Here is a 21,083-nt window from a genome sequence, read left to right on the forward strand (position 1 = left end):
GCCGAGCGGGCGAGGCAACCGAACACGGCGCCGCGCCCGGTTCCGAGATGCCTCAGCGCAGGACCAGACAGTCGGCGGCCGCCTGAGCCGATTGGGCGGCGGTGAGGTGGCTCACCTTGCCGGAGAGTACCAGCGAGCGGGTCTGCTCGGTGACGACCGCACGGCCGTCGGCGCCCTTCACCAGCAGGGGCGCGCTGGCCACGTAGATCGCGCGGGCATCGTTGGAAAGCTTGGCCGCGCAGCGTTCGGCGGCGGCCTTGTCGGCAAGAGCGGGAGCCGTCGAGAGGAGCCCTGCGGCCACTGCCATAACCGCCAAGTTCCGCGCTGTCTTCCGCGCTGTCTTCCGCATCCTGCTCACCCTTCACCGCATCCCGCCGACGCCCCGCGTCGGGCGCACCCTTTTTGAGGAGATCGCAGGCGAATGCAAGCCGGGCCGATCAAGTGGCGAACCACCATGTGGCGAGGCCGAGGAAGGCGAAGAATCCCACCGTGTCCGTCACCATGGTGACGAACACCCCCGAGGCCACCGCGGGATCCAGCTTGAGCTTCGCGATGACGATGGGAATGAGGATGCCGAACAGGCCGGCGGCGACCATGTTCAGGATCAGCGCCGAGGAGATCACCACGCCGAGATGGACGTTGGCGAACCAGAAGCCGGCGATGAGGCCGAGCAGGCACGCGAGCGTCGTGCCGTTCACCAGCCCCACCAGCACCTCGCGTAACACGATGCGGCGGGCGTTGTGGCTGGACAATTCCTTGGTGGCGAGGGCGCGCACCGCCACCGTCATGGTCTGGGTACCGGCATTGCCGCCCATGGAGGCGACGATGGGCATGAGGATGGCGAGCGCCACCATCTTCTCAATGGTGCCCTCGAACAGGCTGATGATGGAGGCCGAGACGAAGGCGGTGCCCAGATTCACCACCAGCCAGGGCAGCCGGCTGCGCGCGGTGAAGGCCACCGTGTCCGACAGTTCTTCGTCGCTGCGCACGCCGCCGAGGGCGCGCAGGTCCTCGTCCGCCTCCTCCTGGATCACGTCGACCACGTCGTCGATGGTCATGACGCCCACGAGCCGCCCGGCATCGTCCACGACAGGGGCGGAGACGAGGTTGTAGCGCTCGAACATGCGCGCTACGTCCTCCTGGTCCTCGGACGCTTTCACCACCTTGGCCTGCTCGGCCTTCACCGCGCTCATCAGCACCGGGCGGCGGGTGCGCAGCAGCCGGTCGAGGGGCACGGAGCCGACGAGCCGATAGGCGGGGTCCACGATGAACACCTCATAGAAGGTGTCCGGCAGGTCGGCGGTCTCGCGCATGTAGTCGATGGTGCGGCCGACGGTCCAGAACGGCGGGACGGCGATGAACTCCGTCTGCATCCGCCGGCCGGCGCTTTCTTCCGGATAGTCGAGGGAGCGCTGCAGGGCGACCCGCTCCGGCGCCGGAAGGTGCTCCAGAACCGCCGCCATCTCATCCTCGTCGAGATCTTCGAGGATGTAGACCGCATCGTCCGAATCAAGGTCGCGCATTCCGCGGGCGACGGTGAGCGGCGAGAGGCTGCGCAGGATGGAGAGGCGGACGGTCTCGTCCAGCTCGGTCAGGGCGGTGAAATCGAAGGCCGGCCCCAGCATCTCGATGAGCCGGCGCCGCTCGTCGGCGTCCAGCTCCTCGATGAGGTCGCCCATATCGGCTTCGTGCAGATCGCTCGCGAGCGCCTTCAACGCGTCCACGTCGCGGGCGGAGATGGCCTCCTCGACCCGGCTGCGGAAGGCGTCCGAGAGATTGCCTTCCTCGTCGCGCACCGTGAGAGGCGCGAGCGCGGCACCGGCCGGGTCGGCAGCCTCGGCGGCGGCCGGATCAGCATCGTCGCGCATGGGCTCCTCCCGGTGGGTCAGGCGGGATGGGCGCCCGCCTCCGGCGGGGAAGCAGGGCACGGGGTCTGGGGATGGCTGGGGGCCGGCCGCTTCGCGCGACGACGAAGGGGCAGGTCCCTCCCGCTGCGTCTAGTGATCCCTGCGGCGTTTGTGAAGCCTTCCGCGGGACATCACCCCTTTTCGCTGGACCGGGCGGTCTCCATGTCACTATGAACACCCCGGCCTGCCGGAGATATCGTCAGATGAACACCCTGCCCTATTCCGAGCGCCCGCTCTTCCGCCCGGGACCGCGCACGCTCAACTGGATGATTCCGCTCGGCATGGGCGCCGTCGGCTGGGCGCTCTACATGCGCTACATGGTGGTGGAGCCGACCCTCGTCTCCCTCGCCTGCGAGGCGGGGCTGGAAAGCGCCGGCTGCTACGGCCGCGCGGCCGTGCTGGCGCTGTCGGCGTGGAACGTGTTCGGCGGCGTGGCGCTGGTGGTGGCGCTGATCCAGCTTCTGGCACCGGGCCTCGCCACCTTCTCGGTGGGCATGGTGTTCGCGAGCTTCGCCCTCGTCTTTCACAACGAGGTCGCCGGCGCGCTGGCGGCGATGATGCTCATCCTCTCCTTTGCACGGCCTGGACCCGCCACAGCGTGAAGGCCATGACGAGGCAGAGCGCGCCGAACCAGACCGCCTGCCAGTTGGCGAGGGTCTCGTTGAGCGGCACATAGAGGCCGGCGACCAGCAGGCCCCACATGGCGATCATCTCGGCAAGACCCGCGCCATCGCGATCCGCCCGCCGCACGAGCAGGGGCGCGGCCACCGCCGCCACCAGCGCGGTGAGCGGGAACACCGGGAAATCCTTGTAGCGCGGATCGAACACCAGCTCGAACGCCACCGATCCCACCGCGATCGTGGCCAGCGCCAGCACCGCCGCGGCCGCGACGGCGGCACCCGAGGTCGCCGTCCAGCGGCGGGAATCGAGCGCCACCGAAAAGGGGGCGAGCCCCTGCCCGCGCACGATCACGGCCGGCATCGTCACCATGGCCGCGACGGCGGCGGCGAGGATGAGTCCGTTGCGTAGCCAGCCGACAAATCCGAGGCTTTCCAGCGGCAGCGCCGAGAGCGCAGCGCCGAGCGTCGCCCCGCCGAACAGGGCGATGGCGGCGATGGCGTACCATTCCATAGGCCGCACCGGCTCCTCGCGGCGGCGGGCGGCGGCGAGGGCCGAGCCGAACACCGCGACGACGGACAGCAGACCGACGGCGATATGCATGCGCCAGCCCGGGAAATCCTCCACCGGCTGGCCCCAGGCGAACTTGGGCAGGCGCGTGTCGGCGTCGATCACCCCCCAATGGCCGCCCACCGTGCCCTCGCTGCGCCGCTTCCACGGCTGGTCGAAGGCCTCGATGACGTTGACCCGGTAACCCTGGCGCTTGGCCAGCGCCACCACGTCGTGCATCACCCGCGCCTGGTTGGCGGGCGAGGGCAGCGCATCCTCGCGCATGCGGCCGGAGCTGGGCCAGCCGGTTTCGCCGATGAGGATCTCCTTGCCGGGAAAGGCCTCGGCCATGCGCTGGCGGATCTCGTCCACATGCGGGCCGGCGTCCTCGGCGGAGACCGGCAGGTCCTCCCAGTAAGGCAGGATGTGGATGGTGACGAAATCCACGTTCTCGGTCAGGCCCTTGTTGCGCTCCCAGAACTCCCAAACATCGGCATAGGTGACGGGCATGGCGCCCACCTCCCGCTTCACGCGGGCGAGCACGTTGGCAAGTTCGGTCGCTGACATCTCACCGCGCAGCAGCACCTCGTTGCCGACGACGACCGCCTTAACCACATCCGGATTTTCTTTCGCGAGGCGGATGCCGGTCTCAAGCTCGATGCGGTTGCGGTCTGCATCCGGCCCCAGCCAGATGCCGAGCAGCATGGTGAGGCCGTGCTTGCGGGCCAGCGCCGGCGCCTTGTCGAGGCCCATCTCGATGGAATAGGTGCGCACGCAGGACGTGATCTGCGCGAGGCGGACGAAATCCTCCTCGATCTGGGCCTCGGGAATCACCAACCCCTTCTGGAACGGCGACTGGCCATCACGGAACGGGGCATAGGAAACGCAGGGCAGCTTCTCGCCCGCGGCCAGTGGCGACGGGGGCATGTCCACCGGACGTCCGAGATAGGTCCACAGGCCGGCGATGACGCCGCAGACCAGGAGCGCCAGCACCAGAGGCAGCCGCATGGAGGAAGGCATCTCGTCTCCAGAGGTGAAGGTGTTCCCCGCGCCACATAGAGCGTTGGGCGGGCGGTGTGAAGCCTCCGCCTCGACCATAGCGGACGGTAGGCGAAAGCCACGCTCTCCATACGACATGTGCTGAAGGACGCGCCGTCATGCTGACAAATTCTCTCCCTTCTCCTAGGGTGTCGGGCGCGGCGCCCGCCGACCATTTTCTCGAGATCATGATCCTCATGCACCCCTACCGCCTCCCGCTGCTCGCGGCCGCAATCGTTTTCGCGTGCCTCTCGCCGGCCTCGGCCCAGACCCAGCCGGCCGACCAGAAGCCGCCGGCGGAGTTGCCCCCCGAGCAGAAGGCCGCAGCCGATCAGCGCCGCTCGGTCGAGGAGTTCAACGAGGCGGCGAAGCTGCCCGGCGCGGCCGGCCTGCCCGAATGCGTCTTCACCGGGCGGCGGATCGCCGCACTGATCTATAATGACGACGTGGACACCGCGCGGCGGCATCTCGAATTCTACGAACGCTTCGGCTGCCCCACCGAGCACCTGAAGGTGGCGGTGCGCTGCCTCGTGCGGCAGGGCAAGATCGACACGAAGGCGAATGAAAAGGTCGCGGCCCGGGCGCAGCAGTGCTGGGTGAATCCGGACTTTGTGGCCGCCGCCCCGGCCCCTGCAGCCGGCGCCACCCAGGGCGCGGGCCCTGCCGCCCCGGCTGCTCCTGGCGCAGCGCAACAATAAGATCATTGGCCAGACACCGACCTGACGCAGCGGCGTCGAAGAGGCGCCATGATCGGGATTTATCTCTCTGCCTGAGAGTGTTAGTGTCTCGACGCATTGCAGCGTAAATTTACCATTAACGCTGCAATACCGATCTGGGGGCAGGTCGAAAAGGTGCCCCGGTCCGTTCGCGTAAACGTCCTCTGGAACCTGTGCCTTAAGCCAGCGTTGGGTTCCGAATTCCCCTGATGGGTGGGCATCGCCATGCGTCCCGGTCTTGCTGCTGCGGCAGCGGTCATTGCGGTTGTGACCTCGTTCCACGCCGCGATGTGGCTTTCCATGCGTCCTGAGGCGAGCGCTCCGAACATCACGGACCGCTTCCAGAGCCTGTCCTTCGCGCCCTTCGCGCGCAACATGAGCCCTGAGGGCGATGCGCCCACCACCGAGGCGCAGGTGCGCTCGGACATGGCGGTGGTCGCGCCTTACAGCCGCGGCGTGCGCACCTATTCCTCCACCAACGGCAAGGAATTGATCGCCCCCATCGCGGCCGAGCAGGGGCTGCGCGTGACCGCCGGCGCGTGGCTGAACAAAGAGATTGACGAGAAGACGGGCGAACGCATCCTCTTGCATGACAAGAAGACCGGTAAGGTCGTGCTGAACCCAAAGACCGGCGAGCCGGCCACGGTTAAGGAAGAAAACGACCGCGAGCTTGAGAACGTCGTCAAGGTCGCCCGCCAGAACCGCAACGTGAACGCTGTCATCGTCGGCAACGAGACGGTCCTGCGCGGCGACATGTCGAAATCTGAACTCGCCGCCGTCATCCGCAAGGTGAAGCGTCAGGTCAATGTGCCCGTGAGCACTGGCGAGATCTGGAATACCTGGCTGGAGCCGGGCGCGCCCGAGCTTGTGGCCTCCGTGGACTTCATCCTCGCCCACATCCTGCCCTACTGGGAGGAGGTGCCGGCCGACCAAGTGGTGGACTACGCCATTAACGCCTACAACCGTCTGCGTGCCGCCTATCCCGGCAAGCGCATCGTGATCGGCGAGTTCGGTTGGCCCTCGCACGGCTACAACCGCGGCGCCTCCGTGCCTGATCCCATGGAGCAGGCCAAGATCATCCGCAATTTCGTCGCCCGCGCCGATGCGCTGGGCATCGAGTACAACATCATCGAGGCGTTCGACCTGCCCAAGAAGCAGAACGAAGGCTCGGTGGGTCAGTACTGGGGTGTGTTCGACGCGGACCGCACCCTGAAATTCCCGCTCACGGGCCCGATCTTCGAGAAGACCTATAACCAGACCGCCATCCTGGCGCTGCTGCTGGGCGTGCTCTTCACCCTGCCGCTGCTGCGCATGCGTGACCTCACCGTGACGCAGGGCCTCGTGCTGGCTGCCTCGGCCAACGGCGTCGCCGCATGGCTGGCGCTTGTGGTGGACTACTGGCTCAACCATTACGTCAGCGGCGGTGACTACCTCACCCTCGCCCTCAGCGTCGTGATGCTGGTGCCGCTGGTGTTCGTGCTGCTCTATCGCATCGAGGAACTGGCGGCGGTGGCCTTCGGCAGCGGTCCCAAGCGCCTCGTCGAGGAGCAGAAGCACGCCGCGCCCTCGCGCTTCCCCAAGGTCTCCATCCACGTGCCCGCCTATCGCGAGCCGCCGGAGATGCTGATCCAGACCATCGATGCCCTCGCCCGGCTGGAGTATCCCAACTACGAGGCGATCATCATCGTCAACAACACGCCGGACCCGGCGATGGTGGAGCCGGTGCGCGCCCACTGCGCCACGCTCGGCGACCACATCAAGTTCATCAACGCCGAGAAGGTGGCGGGCTTCAAGGCCGGTGCCCTGCGCATCGTCCTCGATGCGACGGCCCCCGATGCCGAGATCATCGGCGTCATCGACGCCGACTATGTGGTGACGCCCGACTGGCTGAAGGACCTCGTGCCCGCCTTCGACGATCCGACCGTCGGTCTCGTCCAGGCGCCGCAGGATCACCGCGATGCCCATCGCAGCCCGCTGCACGAGGCGATGAACGCCGAATATGCCGGCTTCTTCGACATCGGCATGGTGCAACGCAACGAGGACGACGCCATCGTTGTCCACGGCACCATGTGCCTCATCCGCCGCGCAGCCATGGTGGAGGCCGGCAACTGGTCGTCCGACACCATCTGCGAGGACACCGACCTCGGCCTGTCCATCGCCGAGAACGGCTGGAAGACCCACTACACCCGCAAGCGCTACGGCTATGGCCTGCTGCCCGACTCGTTCGAGGCCTTCAAGAAGCAGCGTCACCGCTGGGCCTACGGCGGCTTCCAGATCATCAAGAAGCATTGGCGCCGGTTCCTGCCGGGCAATTCCCGCCTGACCACGGCGCAGAAGCGGCACTTCGTGCTCGGCTGGATTTCCTGGCTCGGCTCGGAATCGGTGGGCGCCTTCATGGCCGTCGCCTCGCTGCTGTTCGTGCCTTTCGTCGCCTACTTCTCCATCTCGGTGCCGGCCCACGTGCTGACGCTGCCCATCCTCATCACCTTCCTGGTGTATGTGCTGCACTTCATCAGCCTGTACCGCCTCAGGGTGGAGACCACGCCGATGCGCATGCTCGGCGCGGCGGTGGCGGCCAGCGCGGTGCAGTTCACGGTGGCCAAGGCGGTGTTCGACGGGTTCCGCTACAAGGATCTCGCCTTCGCCCGCACCGCCAAGGGCAACAACTGGCTCGCCGGCGCGGCCCGCTCCTTCCCGGCCCTGCCGGAAGCCATCATAGGTGGCCTGCTGATCGCAGCGGGGACCTACATGCTGGTGGCGAACAACCTGCCGGGCTCCACCATCGTGAAGACCTCCAACGACTGGCGCCATATCCGCGAGATCAACCTCTACGGCATCGCCCTCTTGGTGCAGAGCTTGCCGTTCGTGGCCGCGGCGATCATCGGCGCCTTCGAGCCTTCGCGCCTCAATGACTTCGCCACCTGGCGGGCCATCGGCGCCAAGCTCTCGGCGGTGCCCCGCCGCCTCGGCCTCAACGCGCGCCGCGCCGTCGTGGACTGACCGGGGCCGCAGACCTGAACCGAACGCCCGGCCCTCGTGCCGGGCGTTTTCGTTTGTCCTCCACTGCGCCGCCCGGAACGGTGGCGTCCTGAGCAGCGATGCCCGAGCAGCCGACCAGCCCCCCGCCCTCCCCGGCTCCCCCCGCCCTGATCCTCGCCGGGGGCCTGGGCCGGCGGATCAACGCGCCGGCGCTGGGGGGGGCGCAAAAGCCGCTGGTGACACTGGGAGGCCGGCCCCTCATCGCGCACGTCATCGAACGCCTGAGACCGCAGGCCGGCCCCCTTCTCATCAACGCCAACGCCCCCGCCGGGACCTATGAGAGATTCGGCCTCCCGGTGCTGCCGGATACCGTCGCAGGCTATCCAGGACCGCTCGCCGGGGTTCTGGCGGGCCTTGACCATCTGGCGCAGATCGCGCCCGCCTCAAGCCTCGTCACCGTCGCCGCCGACACGCCGTTCCTGCCGCACGATCTCGTCGCCCGGCTGATGGAGCGGCACCGGGAAACCGGCACCGTTGTGTGCGCGGCATCGGGTGGCCAGCGCCATCCCGTCATCGCCCTGTGGCCGGCAGCGGCTCGCGCCGCGCTGCGGCAAAGCCTTGAGGCGGGACGGCTGAAAGTCGGGCTTCTCCTCGATGCCCTCAATGCCGTAACGGTGTCGTGGGATGGCCTTCCGGATGACCCATTCTTCAACGTGAACACGCCGGAAGACCTTGCCATTGCAGAGAAACGCCTCGCTGCCCGCCAATGAAGCATGGTCATGCTTGCGGCAGGATTGGGGAGGGTTTAGGACTGCAGGACGGCGGCTTCGCATTCGCGAAGATGCCGGAGCGGAGACGGACTTGCCGCTCGGAGACCGGACCGCCACCTCCGGCCCTCCGCCGAAAACGGGGTCTGTCCGCCCAAAGGATGAGGGATCCATGGACGCCACCACCAACACCGGGGCAAAAGCGGCCAAGCTAAGCTTGGGGGAGAAGAGCTGGGACCTTCCGATCCACGAAGGCTCCATCGGACCCGACGTGGTCGACATCTCCAAGCTCTACGGCCAGACGGGGATGTTCACCTACGACCCCGGCTTTACCTCGACCGCTTCCTGCGAAAGCAAGATCACCTACATCGACGGCGACGAAGGCGTGCTGCTCTATCGCGGCTACCCCATCGAGCAGCTCGCCGAGAACGGTGACTTCCTCGAGACCTGTTACCTTCTGCTCTACGGCGAACTCCCCACTGCGGCGCAGAAGGCGGAATTCGACAAGTCCGTGACCAATCACACGATGGTCCACGAGCAGATGACCCGCTTCTTCCAGGGCTTCCGCCGCGACGCCCACCCGATGGCCATCATGGTGGCTTCGGTCGGCGCGCTCTCGGCCTTCTATCACGACTCCACCGACATTTCCGACCCCACCCAGCGCCTGATCGCATCGATCCGCATGATCGCGAAGATGCCGACGCTGGCGGCCATGGCCTACAAGTATTCCATCGGCCAGCCGTTCGTTTATCCGAAGAACGATATCGACTATACGTCGAACTTCCTGCGCATGTGCTTCGCTGTCCCGTGCGAGGAATACAAGGTCAACCCCATTCTCTCGAAGGCGATGGATAAGATCTTTATCCTCCACGCCGATCACGAGCAGAACGCATCCACCTCCACGGTGCGCCTCGCCGGCTCCTCCGGCGCCAACCCCTTCGCCTGCATCGCCGCCGGCATCGCCTGCCTGTGGGGCCCCGCCCACGGCGGCGCCAACGAGGCGGCCCTCAAGATGCTGGCCGAGATCGGCTCCGTGGACCGCATCCCCGAATACATCAAGCGCTCGAAGGACAAGAACGATCCTTTCCGCCTGATGGGCTTCGGCCACCGGGTCTACAAGAACTACGACCCGCGCGCCAAGATCATGCAGCAGACCTGCCACGAAGTGCTGACCGAGCTCGGCATCAAGGACGATCCGCTGCTCGACGTGGCCGTGGAGCTGGAGCGCATCGCGCTTCACGACGACTACTTCATCGAGAAGAAGCTCTACCCGAACATCGACTTCTATTCGGGCATCACCCTCAAGGCGATGGGCTTCCCCACCACCATGTTCACCGTGCTGTTCGCCCTCGCCCGCACCGTGGGCTGGATCGGCCAGTGGAAGGAGATGATCGAGGACCCGAGCCAGCGCATCGGCCGTCCCCGCCAGCTCTACACCGGCGCCGCCCAGCGCGACTACGTGGCCATGTCCAAGCGCAAGTGAGCGCTGGAGGTCGTCTGAAAAAGGAAAACGCGGCCTTTGGGCCGCGTTTTTCGTTTGGGGATCTGTGTCGCTGCGCCGGCGCTTCAGCCCGGTGACGGCAGGGCTCCGGGGCGTCCGTCCCGCGCGAGGCGCAGCACCACCTCGGCCGCGCGCGCGCTGGGGCTTGGGCCGGCGATGCCGAAGATGTCGTCGAAGCTGGCGAACGCCGCCTCCTGCCGCTGCCGCGCCGGGCTGTCCTCCAGAAGACTGCCGAGGGCACCGACGAGCGCCGGCACCGTGCAATATTCCTGCAGGAACTCCGGCACCACATTCTCCCCCGCCACCAGATTGGCCAGGATCACCGTCGTGCCCTTCAGCACCCGCCGGCCGATCTGCGCCTCCAGCCAGCCGATGCGGTAGGCCGCGACGTGGGGAATGCCGGCGAGCGCCAGTTCCAGCGTCACCGTACCGGAGGCGGCGAGCGCAGCGTGGGCGGAACGGAAGGCTTCCAGCTTCTCCGCCTCGCGCGTCACAATGCGCGGCTTCAGCGGCCAGCTGGCGATGGTCTCGCGCACCAGCCCCTCCAGCCGCGGCAGGGTGGGCAGCACCAGTTCCATCTCGTGGGCGCGACCGACCTCGGCCAGCGCCGCGCCGAAATCCGCGCCGATGCGCGCAATCTCCCGCCGCCGGCTGCCCGGCAGCACCAGCACCAGCGGCGGCTTCGCTCGCCGCCGCTCGGCTTCGGCGGGCGACGGCCGCAACTCGCCCAGCCGCTGCAGCAGGGGATGGCCTACATAGAAGGTCGGCGGCCCGCCCAGCTTGCGATGGACCTCCGGCTCGAACGGCAGCAGGGCCAGAAGGGCGTCCACATAGGGCCGCATGGCCGCCGCCCGCCCCGACCGCCAGATCCACACGGTGGGCGAGACATATTTGACGATGGGAATGTTCGGGTTGCGCACCCGCACCCGCGCCGCCACGCGGTGGGTGAAGTCCGGCGCATCCACCAGCACCAGCACGTCCGGCGGGTCGGCCAGCACCGCCTCCACCGTCTCCTTCAAGCGCCGGAGGATGGTGGGCAGCTTCCCGACCACGGCGGCGATGCCGATGGCGGTCAGGTCCTCCATGGGATAGAGGCTTTCGAGCCCGGACGCGCCCATGCGCCGGCCGCCGACCCCCCGGAAGGATACGCCCGGCGCGGCCTCGACCAGCGCTTCCATCAGCGCGCCGCCCAGTTGGTCGCCCGATTCCTCACCCGCGACGATGAAGATTTTCGGTGCGCGCCTCGCGTCCTGTACGGTCACGTGCCACGCCCTCCGATACCGGCGACGAACAGGCCCGCCGCGTCTGCGGCCTCCACCAGCGCCCGCGCATCCGGCACGATGGCCCCGCCCGCCTCGAAAGCGATGCCGGCCAGGCCCACCTCCGCCGCGCGCGCCACGGTCTGCGGGCCGAGGGAGGGCAGATCCACCCGGCGGTCCTGGCCCGGCTTCGGCGCTTTTACCAGAACGCCCTTGCCGGCGGCGAAACGCAGACGGCCGGAGCGGCGCATCTCGCCGTAGCGCGCCAGCATCTGGTCGGTCCCCTCGGCCGCCTCGACCGCTGCCACCAGCCCGTCCACCACGATCACCCCCTGCCCCACGTCGAATGGGCCGAGGGCACGGATGACATCCAGACCACGCGCGATATCCGCCTGCTGAGTCTCACTGGGTGTGCGCGCGCCCAGCACGCCCTGCGGCAGCAGCAGGCGCGGGGCCACCTCGTGCGCGCCGACCAGGGTGAAGCCCTGTTCCGAAACCAGGCCCAGAACGCCGGAGAGGAGATGATTGTCGCCGCCCCGGAACAGGCGGGCAATGCGCGGCAGCAGCCGCAGCATGGTGAAATCAAAACCGAGGTCGCGCAAACGCGGGCGGGTGAGCGCACCCACCATCACCACCTCGCGCACCCCGCGCGCCCGCGCCCACGCTGTGACGGAGCCGAGCGAGCCGAGCCGGAACCAGCGGTGCGGATAGCGCTCCAGCGCCGGATCGGCAAATCCCTGGATAAGGAGCAGCACGACCTCGCGGCCCTCTGCCCCGGCCGCTTCCGCAACCGCCGCAGGAAAGGCGCCGCTGCCGGCGACAATGCCGAGCGGGGTCCGCTTCTGCGCCGCACAGGGGCCGGACGCATACGGGCGGCGCGCCGCCCCGGCACGCCCCTGCCCGTCTTCCCCCGGCAGGCCCACGGCTCAATCCTCCTTGATGACGCCCCGCGCGGGATGGCAGATCGGGCGCTTGCGGTCGGCATCGATGAAGGCCACCACCGCCGCCGCGAACGCCGATTCCCCGACCATCTGCCGCACCTTATCGAGGCGCTGGTCGAACGTGCCCTCGCCAAAGAAGAGGTCGCGATAGACCGCGCGGGCCGCATGCAGGTCGGACCTGGTGAAGCCGCGCCGCTTCATGCCCACCACATTCAGGCCGACCAGCTTGCCGGCCTGCCCGAGCACGTTGGCGAAGGGGATCACGTCCTCGCGCACGCCGGTGAGGCCGGAAATCATGCACTGGGCGCCGATGCGGGTGAACTGGTGCACCGCGCACTGGCCGCCGAGGAAGGTGAAGTCACCGACGCTCACATGGCCGCCGAGCACGGCATTGTTGGCGAAGATGACGCCGTTGCCGACCGTGCAGTCGTGGCCCACATGGGAGCCCGTCATCATCATCACGCCATTGCCGATGCGCGTGATGCCGCCGCCGCCCACCGTGCCCGTGCTGGCGGTGGCGTGCTCGCGGAGCATGCAATCCGTGCCGATGACAAGCTTCGTCGGCTCGCCCTTGTAATGCACCGACTGGGGCGCGGACCCCAGAGAGGCGAAGGGAAAGACCTGCGTGCGCGCGCCGATGGTGGTGACACCCTGGATGACCACATGGGCGTGGAGCTTCACCCCTGCTTCGAGCACCACATCAGGACCGAGGATGGCATAAGGACCGATCTCGACATCATCCGCGAGCCCCGCCGGGTTTTCCACCCGGGCGGTGGGATCGATCTTCGCCACTAGTTGTTCTCCACGATCATTGCGCCGACCTTGGCCTCGGCCACCAACTCGCCGCGCACCTTGGCCTCGCCGCGGTACCACCACATGTTGCGGCGGCGGCTGATGCGGGTCATGTGGTATTCAAGCACATCACCCGGCACGACGGGCCGGCGGAACTTCGCCTCGTCGATGGTCATGAAATAGACCAGCGCGGGCTTCTCCTTGTTTTCCTTGCCCAGCACGCAGACGACGCCCGCGGTCTGCGCCATGCCCTCGATGATGAGCACGCCCGGCATCACAGGATTGCCCGGGAAATGGCCGAGGAAGTGCGGCTCGTTGGCGGTGACGTTCTTCACACCGATGCAGGAGAGATCGCCGTCGATCTGCTCCACGCGATCCACCATCAGGATGGGATAGCGGTGCGGCAGGCAGGCGAGCACCCTCTGGATGTCCGCGCTGCCAAGCACCTTGGGGGCCTCGGCCTGGGAGGCGCCGGCTTCGCCGGCTGCGCGCGTGGTGTCGTTCATTCCTGCGGTCCTTCCCCTTCCTCGTCGTCCTTGCCCCGGCGAGCGCCGGCTGCGGCGATGCGCCTGAGCGTCGCCACCTCGCGGAACCACTCACGCACAGGTTTAGCCGGCGAACCGCCCCAGCGCACGCCGGGGGGCACGTCGCCCTTCACGTTGCTGGAGGCAGCGATCTGCGCACCGGTGCCGATGGTGACATGGCCGACCACCCCCACCTGCCCGCCGAGCATCACGAAATCGCCGAGCGTGGTAGAGCCCGAGATGCCTGTCTGGGACACAACGATGCAATGGCGGCCGATCACCACGTTGTGGGCAATCTGCACCAGATTGTCGATCTTGGTGCCCTCGCCGATCACCGTGTCGGTGATGGCGCCGCGATCGATGGTGGTGTTGGCGCCGATCTCGGCATTGTCCTGAACCACCACCCGGCCGAGCTGGGGCACCTTCACATGGCCCGCAGGGCTCGGCTGATAGCCGAAGCCGTCGGAGCCGATGCGCGCACCGGCATGGATGATGACGCCGTTGCCCAGATAGGCGTGGATGACGCTTGCATCGGGTCCGATGGCGCAGTTGCGGCCGATGCGCACGTTCGGACCGACAACGGCGCCGGCGCAGATGACGGTGCCCGCGCCGATCTCGGCACCGGGGCCGATGACGGCGCCCGGATCGACCGTTACCCCATCCTCCAGCCGCGCCTTCGGATGGACCTGAGCGCCGGGCGCGACACCCTCATGGCCGAAGATCGGCAGCGGACGGAGCGCGGCCGGAAACATGCGCCGCGACACGGCAAGGAAGGCGGCGGCCGGACGCGGGGCAATCAACAGGGGCAGGCCGGCCGGAGCCTTGGGGGCAAAGCGATCGGAGGTGATGAGCGCGCCGGCGCGCACGCTGCCGAGCTTCTCCGCGAACAGGAAGGAATCGCAGAAGGCGAGTTCGTCGGGTCCGGCGGTTTCCAGCGTGCCGAGGCCGCTGATGCGCCGGGCACCAAGCTCAGCCTCCTCCGCGGAGCTCGAAGCGGCGAGCCGCGCTCCCGAGAGGGCTGCCACTTCCGCGAGGGTCAGCGGCTCCGGAAGCGGGAAGAAGAGGTCGTGACTCATGACGGATACGCCCAGACGCCGGAGGACGGAACAGGAGGTTTCACGTACGCGCCAAGGAGGCCTCCGGGCAAGCCCCAAGCACGTGCAAATCCCAGCTGGAGGTTGCCCTCAACCGGCTGCGGGGTCTGTCCTGAGTAAGACATTCCACCGGGCATGTGCCCCGCTGCCTGCGCCGCTCTGCTGCGCGGCGTTCTCCCACTCGGATGGTTCTTGGGGCAGCGCGCTCGGGGCAAGCAACGCGAACCAACGACGAAGGCGCCGTAACGCGGAAGATAGCGCGAGGGGAAAAACCTCGCAGGAGAGGCCGTGCTTGCAGGAAAGGGCTCGCGCGGTCGAAATGCGCCTCTCGCATAACGAGACCGCCTCCCCGACGCAATGCACCGGAGAGGCAGGGAGAAAATCTCATCCCGTTGGAGCTTCGGAAGCAGACGCCGCCGCAGCTCCTCCGTAGAGCCCGATCAGAAGCGGGTACCGCCCGAGAAGCGGAACGCCTGGGTCTGGTCGTAGGTTGCCTGCGAGAGCACCCAGGCATAGTCGAAGCGCAGAGGTCCGAACGGCGACTGCCAAATCAAGCTCACGCCGACCGACGAGCGGATGGTGTCGTCATTATAGACGCAGACGTTGCCCTTGGCATTCTGCGATCCAACGGGGCAGGTCACGTAGTTCGGGTTGCCGTAAAAGTTGTCGCCCTTGTAGTTCAGCACGTTAGGGAAGACGGTCGGGCCGGTGTAATCAAAGAGCGAACCGGCATCCGCAAAGATCGCACCCTTCATGCCAATATCCTTGGGCAGGAAGGCGAAGGGGAACTGGATTTCCGCAGACACACCCCAGTAGGTGGTGCCACCGAGCGCATTCAGCTGTTGGTCGGCGCAATTGTAGGCAAGGGGAGTGCCGGCATTCGTCTTCGCGCAGGGTGCAATATCGCGAGGACCAATGCCCGAGGGTGCAAAGCCGCGGACCAGATTCGGGCCCATGTAGAAGTTGTCTAGAACGTCCAGATCCTGATCGCCCCAAGACGAGACATAGCCAGCCTGTGCGCGCAGGATGAGCACGCTGTCGTACGGCAGCGGGGTGTAGTGGCGAATGTCACCCGTGGTGCGGATGAAGTTCACATCACCGCCCACGCCCGCCAGATCCTGCTTCAGCTCGGCATAGATGCCTTGTGTCGGGCTCTGGTTGTTGTCGAGCGAGTTGAAGGACAACGTGTAGCCCAACGCCGAGGTAATGGTCGCGCCCTGAGCTTCGGCATCACGAATGGCCCAGGAAATCGAGGTCGCGCAGTAGTTGTAGTAGGAAGTACCCGGATCACCATAGCCGCTGCAGAGGTTGATCGAGCGCTGATAGAGGTTGTAGCGCAGGGCCAGCGTGATCTCGTCGGTGATGGGGAGGCCGAAGCGTAGGCCGCCGCCGATCATGTTGGTGCCGTAAGGCGTGTAGCTCGTGGTCTCGGTGTTCTTCCAGTAGAGGTCGAAACCGGCCGCGAGGCGATAGCCGAGGAAGTAGGGCTCGGTGAAGGAGAATTCCGCACCCTGCGAGTACTGGCCCAGCGTACCGGAGACCTTCACGTACTGGCCGCGGCCGAGGAAGTTCTTCTCGCCCAGCGAGACCTCGCCGATGATGCCGTCCGCAGTCGAGTAACCGCCGGAGATAGAGAACTCGCCCGTGGGCTGGTCTTCCACGTCCACCGCGAGGATCACGCGATCAGGCGCGGAGCCGGGCTCGGTGGTGATCTTCACGTTCTTGAAGTAGCCGAGGTTGCGCAGCCGGCGCTCGGCCCGATCGACGAGCACGCGGTTGTAGGCGTCGCCCTCGCCGATATCGAACTCACGCCGGATGACGTAGTCGCGGGTGCGGGTGTTGCCGCGGATCTCGATGCGCTCGATGTAGACCCGCGGGCCCTCCTCAAGCACGAACGCGACGTTGATGAGCTTGGCCTGGAAGTCGCGATCGCCGCGCGGACGCACCTGGGCGAAGGCGTAGCCGGACTTGGACGCCTCAATGGTCAGGTTCTCGACCGACTTCTCGACGAGTTCGGCGTTGTAGATCTGGCCATCCTGCGCACGCACCACGCGCTTCAGGGAGTCCGCGGAGAGATCGCGGATGTTGGAGATCACGTCGACCTTACCGAAGCGGTACTGGTCGCCCTCCTCCAACGTGAACGTGAGGACATAGCCGCCGCCAGCGGGGTCGAGCTCGGCGGTCGCACCTATGATGCGGAAGTCGGCATAGCCGTTCTTCAGGTAGAAGCGGCGCAGCAACTCCTGGTCAGAGTTCACCCGGTCTGGATCATAGGCGTCTGTGGACTTCAGGAACGACAGCCAGTTGGTCTGGGTCGTAGAGATGACGTCCTTCAGCTTCCAGTCCGAGAAGGCCTTGTTGCCGACGAACTTGATGTCCTTGATGCCGGTCTTGTCGCCTTCCTTGATCTCGAAGACCAGATCGACGCGGCCGTTGCCGCGGTCGATGGTGACCGGGTTGACGCGCACGTCGCTGCGGCCCGACCGGCGATAGATCTCGATGATGCGCTGGGTGTCAGCCTGAACGACCGACTTGTTGAACGGGCCACGGGGCTTGGACTGAACCTCGCCCTCCAGCACTTCGTCCTTGATCTTCTTGTTGCCCTCGAAGACGACGCGGTTGATCACCTCGTTCTCGGCCACCCGCACCACGATGCGGCCGCCGGACTGATTGATCTGCACGTCGGAGAACAGGCCCGTGGCGTAGAGCGCCTTCCAGGCCTCGTCGATCTTGGCGGCCGTATAGGGACCGGAGCCGAAATAGGAGCGAATGGTATCCGCATCCACACGGCGGTTGCCCTCAACCACGATGGAGCTGGACTGGGCTGCGGCGGGGGACGCCACGACGAGAGAACCGGCCACCGAACCCGCCGCAACGCAGGCGGCGAGACCAAAGGCGGCGGCCAGATTTCTCAGGACCCGGAGCTTAGCAGTCATATGGTGCGCAACCTTGAAATTTCGTTGTTCTCGAACCCGCCGCCTTCCCCGGACAAACGCACCGGGCACAGGGACGGATTCTCACCCTGCGTTGCCGCTTGTACAGGCTTTTACCGCAGGTGCAAACCAAGCCGCGGCTGAAGACTGCCCTTTTCCGGGGACCGTTGCGCGCTCGCCACGACCCCGGTGCGACAAATCAAAATCCCTTACATTGCAGCAATATGCAGCACGTCGTTCCAGGTGGCGAAGATCATCAGCATAAGCACCAGCGCAAGGCCGATACGGAAGCCGATGTCCTGCGTCCGCGCACTCAGCGGGCGGCCACGGATCGCCTCGAAAGCGTAGAACAGAAGGTGTCCGCCATCCAACAGCGGGATGGGAAAGAGGTTAAGCAATCCGATAGACACAGACAGCACCGCCGCCAGGGAAAGCAGTGCTCCGATACCAAATGTCGCGACCTGCCCGGAGACCTGGGCGATGCGGATGGGGCCGCCGAGCTGATCGGCCGACTCGCGCCCGGCCACGAGGCCGCCGAGGTAGTCGAAGGTGCGGGCCACCACGAACCAGGTTTCCTGTACGCCCATGCCGATGGCCTCAACCGGGCCGAACCGCTGAGTCGTCACGTCGCCCGCCGCCAGCGAGCGCGAGATTCCCAAAAGGCCGGTGCGATGACTGTTGCCGAAGGGATCCTTGACCTCCTTCAGCTCGGGCGTGGCCGTGAGCGTGACCTGCCGATCGCCACGCTCGACGGTGAAAGCGAGCGGCTGGCCGGCGTGGGAGCCGACGATGCGCTGCATGTCGGAGAAGCTGTCCACCTTGGCGCCGTCGATCTCCAGGACGAGATCGCCGGGCTTGAACCCGGCCATTTCCGCGGCGCTGCCGGGATTGATTTGGTCCACGCGCGGTGCCGTCACCTGCTTGCCGAACACCATGAAGACGATGGCGAAGATCGCGATCGCCAACAGAAAGTTAGCGACGGGCCCGGCGGCGACGATGGCAGCGCGCCAGGCGACCGGCTTGTAGAAGAAGCTTTCGTTGCGCTCGGCGGCGGTCATCTGGGAGAGGCGCGCGGCATCGGGCGTGGACGCAGCGTCTTCATCGCCGAAGAAACGCACATATCCCCCGAGGGGCACCGCGGCGATGCGCCAGCGGGTGCCGTGCCGGTCGTTGAAGCCGACGATCTCCGGTCCGAAGCCCAGCGAGAAAGTGACGACCCGGATGCCGGCGCGGCGCGCCACCCAGAAATGGCCGAGCTCGTGGAAGAACACCACCAGCGTCAGGACGAACAGGAAAGGGATGACGTAACCGAGAAGAGTGGAGGACAGCGTGCCAAGGTTCGCACCGAGACCGGAAATCACGTCCATCATCGTTCCTCTTCTCCCGGGCGCCCGCAGGCGGGCTAACCCTACACACTTATCCCGCGCTCGCCAGCCTCGGGACACCGGCCCCGAGCGGCCGAAGACCGCTCTTAGGACGCCTTTGCGGCAAACTTGGGCAGGAGTCCGGAGGCCGTGCGGCGCGCAAGCTGGTCGGCCTCCAGCGCATCGGCGATGCTCGAAGGTGCCGGACCACCATTGATGCGGTCGAGGGTCGCCCCGACGATATCGGTGATGCCGTAAAAGCCGATCCGCCCGTCCAGATAGGCCGCGACGGCGATCTCGTTCGCCGCATTGAGGACGGTGGCGGCCATGCCGCCCTGCTTCAGCACCTCGCGGGCGAGGGCCAGCGCCGGGAATCGGGTGACGTCGGGCGCTTCGAAGCTGAGGCGGCCGAGGGCCACGAGGTCGAGCTTGCGGCAGGAGGTGGCCACCCGCTCGGGATAGGCGAGGCAGTGGGCGATGGGCACGCACATGTCGGGCAGTGCCAGCCCTGCGGTCACCGATCCGTCGATGAAGGAGACGAGGCCGTGCACCACCGACTCGGCATGCACCACGGCATCCAGCTGGTCGGCGGTGACGGAGAACAGGTGCTGGGCCTCGATCAGCTCCAGCCCCTTGTTCATGAGCGTCGCGGAATCGATGGTGACCTTCGCGCCCATGTTCCAGTTGGGATGCTTCAGCGCGTCCAGCGGCACGGCGCGGGCGATCTCCTCCCGGCTCTTGAGGCGGAAGGGGCCGCCGGAGGCCGTGAGGGTGATCTTCTCCACCGCCTTGTGGGGACCGGCCGCCAGCGCCTGGAAGATGGCGTTGTGCTCGGAATCCACCGGGAGGATTTCGGTTTCCAGCCGCGCCGCCTCGGCCATGAAGAAGGCGCCGGCGGCGACGAGGCATTCCTTGTTGGCAAGAGCGATGCGCCGGCCGGGCGCGAACGCGGCGACCGTGGGGGCAAGGCCGGCACAGCCGACGATGGCGCTCACCACCACGTCGGTATCCCGCTGCGCGGCTTCCAGTACCGCCTCGGGGCCCGCGCCGCACGCGATGCCGCTGCCGGAAAGGGCATCCTTCAGCGCCGCACCGCCAGCGGGGTCCGCCAGCGCCGCGAAGCGGGCGCCCAGGGCTCGCGCGGTCTCGGCAAGGGCTGCGGCGTCGCGTCCGCCGGCCACGGCCTCGACCCGGTAGAGGTCCGGCGCATCCGCGAGGACCTTGCGGACACTGTGGCCAATGGAGCCCGTGGCCCCGAGCACGGAGAGACGTTTCATGGGGAGCGTCCTACCACAAAAGCAGACCGGCCGCCGGATAGCCCGCATTGCGCAGCACCGCGACGACGACCGCCACCAGTGCGGCGGCGGCGAAGCCGTCCAGCCGGTCGAGCAGGCCGCCATGGCCGGGAATGAGCCGGCTCGCATCCTTCACGCCGAACAGGCGCTTAACCGCCGATTCCGCGAGGTCGCCAGCCTGGCTGACGATGCTGAGCAGGAGGGAAAGGCCGGTGAGCGGCAGCAAGGCCGGCGCGCCGGAGGCGTAGGCGACCGCGAGGCCGCAGAGGGTTCCGAGCAGCGTTCCGCCGATGGCGCCCGACCACGTCTTGTTCGGCGACACCCGCGGCCACAGCTTCGGGCCACCCAGCGCACGGCCGGTGAAATAGGCGAAGATGTCCGTCGCCCAGACGATGGCGCACAGATAGAGCACCGCGGAAAGGCCCAGCGACGAGGTGCCGCGCAAGACCACCACCGGAAGGGCCGCGCTGGCCGCCGCGAGCACCCCGAGCATGGCCCACGCGCTCTGCCGCGGCACAGCGAGGCTGCAGGCTGCAGCCCCCATCACGGCGACGCTGAAGGCCCAGGTGGGCTCGGCCATCACCGCCAGCACACCGCCGGCAACGATGCCGAGGCCGCCAAGGCCGAGATAGACCGGGCGATGATCGAGGCGCGCGATCACCGCCCATTCATTGAGAACGAGGAGGCCGGCCGCCACCCACAGCACGGCGAAGGGGATGCCGCCATACCAAGCGGTGGCGAGCACCACCGGCACGAGCACGAGGGCGGAAAGGGTGCGATGTCCGAGATCGGAGCCGAAATGCACG

The 21,083-nt window shown here is 67.1% G+C and carries 17 protein-coding genes; 5 read left to right on the forward strand and 12 right to left on the reverse strand.

The genetic code is table 11. The annotated features are described in order from the left end of the window. Positions 1 to 52: 52 nt before the first annotated feature. Both XAN126_RS0114340 and mgtE read right to left on the reverse strand, forming a co-directional pair. Positions 53 to 307 (reverse strand): hypothetical protein, encoded by a 255-nt coding sequence (locus XAN126_RS0114340; protein WP_024279282.1) that lies wholly within the window; start codon positions 305 to 307, stop codon positions 53 to 55. Between the two features lie 130 nt (positions 308 to 437). Beyond that, the gene (gene mgtE / locus XAN126_RS0114345) at positions 438 to 1,868 is read right to left on the reverse strand and encodes a magnesium transporter (protein ID WP_024279283.1); all 1,431 of its coding nucleotides are present in this window, start codon (positions 1,866 to 1,868) and stop codon (positions 438 to 440) included. A 242-nt stretch (positions 1,869 to 2,110) separates the two neighbouring features. Here mgtE and XAN126_RS0114350 point away from each other — a divergent pair, with 242 nt between their 5' ends. Next, positions 2,111 to 2,509 (forward strand): hypothetical protein, encoded by a 399-nt coding sequence (locus tag XAN126_RS0114350; RefSeq protein ID WP_024279284.1) that lies wholly within the window; start codon positions 2,111 to 2,113, stop codon positions 2,507 to 2,509. Here XAN126_RS0114350 and XAN126_RS0114355 read toward each other — a convergent pair. Further along, positions 2,469 to 4,094 (reverse strand): glycosyl hydrolase family 17 protein, encoded by a 1,626-nt coding sequence (locus tag XAN126_RS0114355; protein WP_024279285.1) that lies wholly within the window; start codon positions 4,092 to 4,094, stop codon positions 2,469 to 2,471. The two genes, XAN126_RS0114350 and XAN126_RS0114355, sit on opposite strands and share 41 nt — an antisense overlap. A gap of 137 nt (positions 4,095 to 4,231) precedes the next feature. Here XAN126_RS0114355 and XAN126_RS0114360 point away from each other — a divergent pair, with 137 nt between their 5' ends. From XAN126_RS0114360 to gltA, 4 genes are all read left to right on the forward strand, one after another. Continuing rightward, the gene (locus XAN126_RS0114360) at positions 4,232 to 4,810 is read left to right on the forward strand and encodes a hypothetical protein (RefSeq protein ID WP_245272257.1); all 579 of its coding nucleotides are present in this window, start codon (positions 4,232 to 4,234) and stop codon (positions 4,808 to 4,810) included. A 318-nt stretch (positions 4,811 to 5,128) separates the two neighbouring features. Further along, positions 5,129 to 7,828: a glycosyltransferase gene (locus tag XAN126_RS0114365; RefSeq protein ID WP_245272258.1), complete on the forward strand. Its 2,700-nt coding sequence runs from the start codon at positions 5,129 to 5,131 to the stop codon at positions 7,826 to 7,828. Positions 7,829 to 7,926: 98 nt separating this feature from the next. Beyond that, on the forward strand, positions 7,927 to 8,577 hold the full coding sequence (mobA, locus tag XAN126_RS0114370) for a molybdenum cofactor guanylyltransferase MobA (protein WP_024279288.1): 651 nt from the start codon (positions 7,927 to 7,929) through the stop codon (positions 8,575 to 8,577). A 169-nt stretch (positions 8,578 to 8,746) separates the two neighbouring features. Beyond that, positions 8,747 to 10,057: a citrate synthase gene (gene gltA, locus XAN126_RS0114375; RefSeq protein ID WP_024279289.1), complete on the forward strand. Its 1,311-nt coding sequence runs from the start codon at positions 8,747 to 8,749 to the stop codon at positions 10,055 to 10,057. An 83-nt stretch (positions 10,058 to 10,140) separates the two neighbouring features. Here the strand turns inward: gltA and lpxB are convergent, their stop codons facing one another. The 9 genes from lpxB to XAN126_RS0114420 form a co-directional block, all read right to left on the reverse strand. Next, a complete protein-coding gene (lpxB, locus tag XAN126_RS0114380; protein ID WP_024279290.1) occupies positions 10,141 to 11,337 on the reverse strand; it encodes a lipid-A-disaccharide synthase in 1,197 nt (398 codons plus the stop codon). Further along, a complete protein-coding gene (lpxI, locus tag XAN126_RS0114385) occupies positions 11,334 to 12,257 on the reverse strand; it encodes a UDP-2,3-diacylglucosamine diphosphatase LpxI (protein ID WP_024279291.1) in 924 nt (307 codons plus the stop codon). Before lpxI ends, lpxB begins: the two co-directional genes overlap by 4 nt. Before the next feature lie 3 nt (positions 12,258 to 12,260). Further along, a complete protein-coding gene (gene lpxA / locus XAN126_RS0114390; RefSeq protein ID WP_024279292.1) occupies positions 12,261 to 13,067 on the reverse strand; it encodes an acyl-ACP--UDP-N-acetylglucosamine O-acyltransferase in 807 nt (268 codons plus the stop codon). Next, positions 13,067 to 13,573, reverse strand: a complete 507-nt coding sequence (gene fabZ / locus XAN126_RS0114395; RefSeq protein ID WP_024279293.1) for a 3-hydroxyacyl-ACP dehydratase FabZ — start codon at positions 13,571 to 13,573, stop codon at positions 13,067 to 13,069. Before fabZ ends, lpxA begins: the two co-directional genes overlap by 1 nt. Further along, positions 13,570 to 14,667: a UDP-3-O-(3-hydroxymyristoyl)glucosamine N-acyltransferase gene (lpxD, locus tag XAN126_RS0114400; RefSeq protein WP_024279294.1), complete on the reverse strand. Its 1,098-nt coding sequence runs from the start codon at positions 14,665 to 14,667 to the stop codon at positions 13,570 to 13,572. Before lpxD ends, fabZ begins: the two co-directional genes overlap by 4 nt. Before the next feature lie 458 nt (positions 14,668 to 15,125). Continuing rightward, entirely contained in the window at positions 15,126 to 17,621 is a 2,496-nt protein-coding gene (gene bamA / locus XAN126_RS0114405) for an outer membrane protein assembly factor BamA (protein WP_024279295.1), read from the reverse strand. 206 nt (positions 17,622 to 17,827) lie between these two features. Then, entirely contained in the window at positions 17,828 to 18,985 is a 1,158-nt protein-coding gene (gene rseP, locus XAN126_RS0114410; RefSeq protein ID WP_024279296.1) for an RIP metalloprotease RseP, read from the reverse strand. Positions 18,986 to 19,089: 104 nt separating this feature from the next. Next, positions 19,090 to 20,259 (reverse strand): 1-deoxy-D-xylulose-5-phosphate reductoisomerase, encoded by a 1,170-nt coding sequence (gene dxr / locus XAN126_RS0114415; protein WP_024279297.1) that lies wholly within the window; start codon positions 20,257 to 20,259, stop codon positions 19,090 to 19,092. 10 nt (positions 20,260 to 20,269) lie between these two features. Continuing rightward, positions 20,270 to 21,082 carry a phosphatidate cytidylyltransferase gene (locus XAN126_RS0114420; RefSeq protein WP_024279298.1) on the reverse strand — a complete coding sequence of 271 codons (813 nt, stop codon included), beginning with the start codon at positions 21,080 to 21,082 and terminating at the stop codon, positions 20,270 to 20,272. Position 21,083: the final 1 nt, after the last annotated feature.

The organism is Xanthobacter sp. 126, assembly GCF_000526175.1.
Classification (GTDB): domain Bacteria; phylum Pseudomonadota; class Alphaproteobacteria; order Rhizobiales; family Xanthobacteraceae; genus Xanthobacter; species Xanthobacter aminoxidans.

Bases quoted from the DNA above. Each gene is read 5' to 3' on its own strand.
- XAN126_RS0114355 (WP_024279285.1), bottom strand. From the start codon at position 4,094: ATGCCTTCCTCCATGCGGCTGCCTCTGGTGCTGGCGCTCCTGGTCTGC.
- XAN126_RS0114340 (WP_024279282.1), bottom strand. From the start codon at position 307: ATGGCAGTGGCCGCAGGGCTCCTCTCGACGGCTCCCGCTCTTGCCGAC.
- bamA (WP_024279295.1), bottom strand. From the start codon at position 17,621: ATGACTGCTAAGCTCCGGGTCCTGAGAAATCTGGCCGCCGCCTTTGGT.
- XAN126_RS0114350 (WP_024279284.1), top strand. From the start codon at position 2,111: ATGAACACCCTGCCCTATTCCGAGCGCCCGCTCTTCCGCCCGGGACCG.
- dxr (WP_024279297.1), bottom strand. From the start codon at position 20,259: ATGAAACGTCTCTCCGTGCTCGGGGCCACGGGCTCCATTGGCCACAGT.
- XAN126_RS0114360 (WP_245272257.1), top strand. From the start codon at position 4,232: ATGCTGACAAATTCTCTCCCTTCTCCTAGGGTGTCGGGCGCGGCGCCC.
- mgtE (WP_024279283.1), bottom strand. From the start codon at position 1,868: ATGCGCGACGATGCTGATCCGGCCGCCGCCGAGGCTGCCGACCCGGCC.
- XAN126_RS0114365 (WP_245272258.1), top strand. From the start codon at position 5,129: ATGCGTCCTGAGGCGAGCGCTCCGAACATCACGGACCGCTTCCAGAGC.
- mobA (WP_024279288.1), top strand. From the start codon at position 7,927: ATGCCCGAGCAGCCGACCAGCCCCCCGCCCTCCCCGGCTCCCCCCGCC.
- lpxD (WP_024279294.1), bottom strand. From the start codon at position 14,667: ATGAGTCACGACCTCTTCTTCCCGCTTCCGGAGCCGCTGACCCTCGCG.
- fabZ (WP_024279293.1), bottom strand. From the start codon at position 13,573: ATGAACGACACCACGCGCGCAGCCGGCGAAGCCGGCGCCTCCCAGGCC.
- gltA (WP_024279289.1), top strand. From the start codon at position 8,747: ATGGACGCCACCACCAACACCGGGGCAAAAGCGGCCAAGCTAAGCTTG.
- rseP (WP_024279296.1), bottom strand. From the start codon at position 18,985: ATGGACGTGATTTCCGGTCTCGGTGCGAACCTTGGCACGCTGTCCTCC.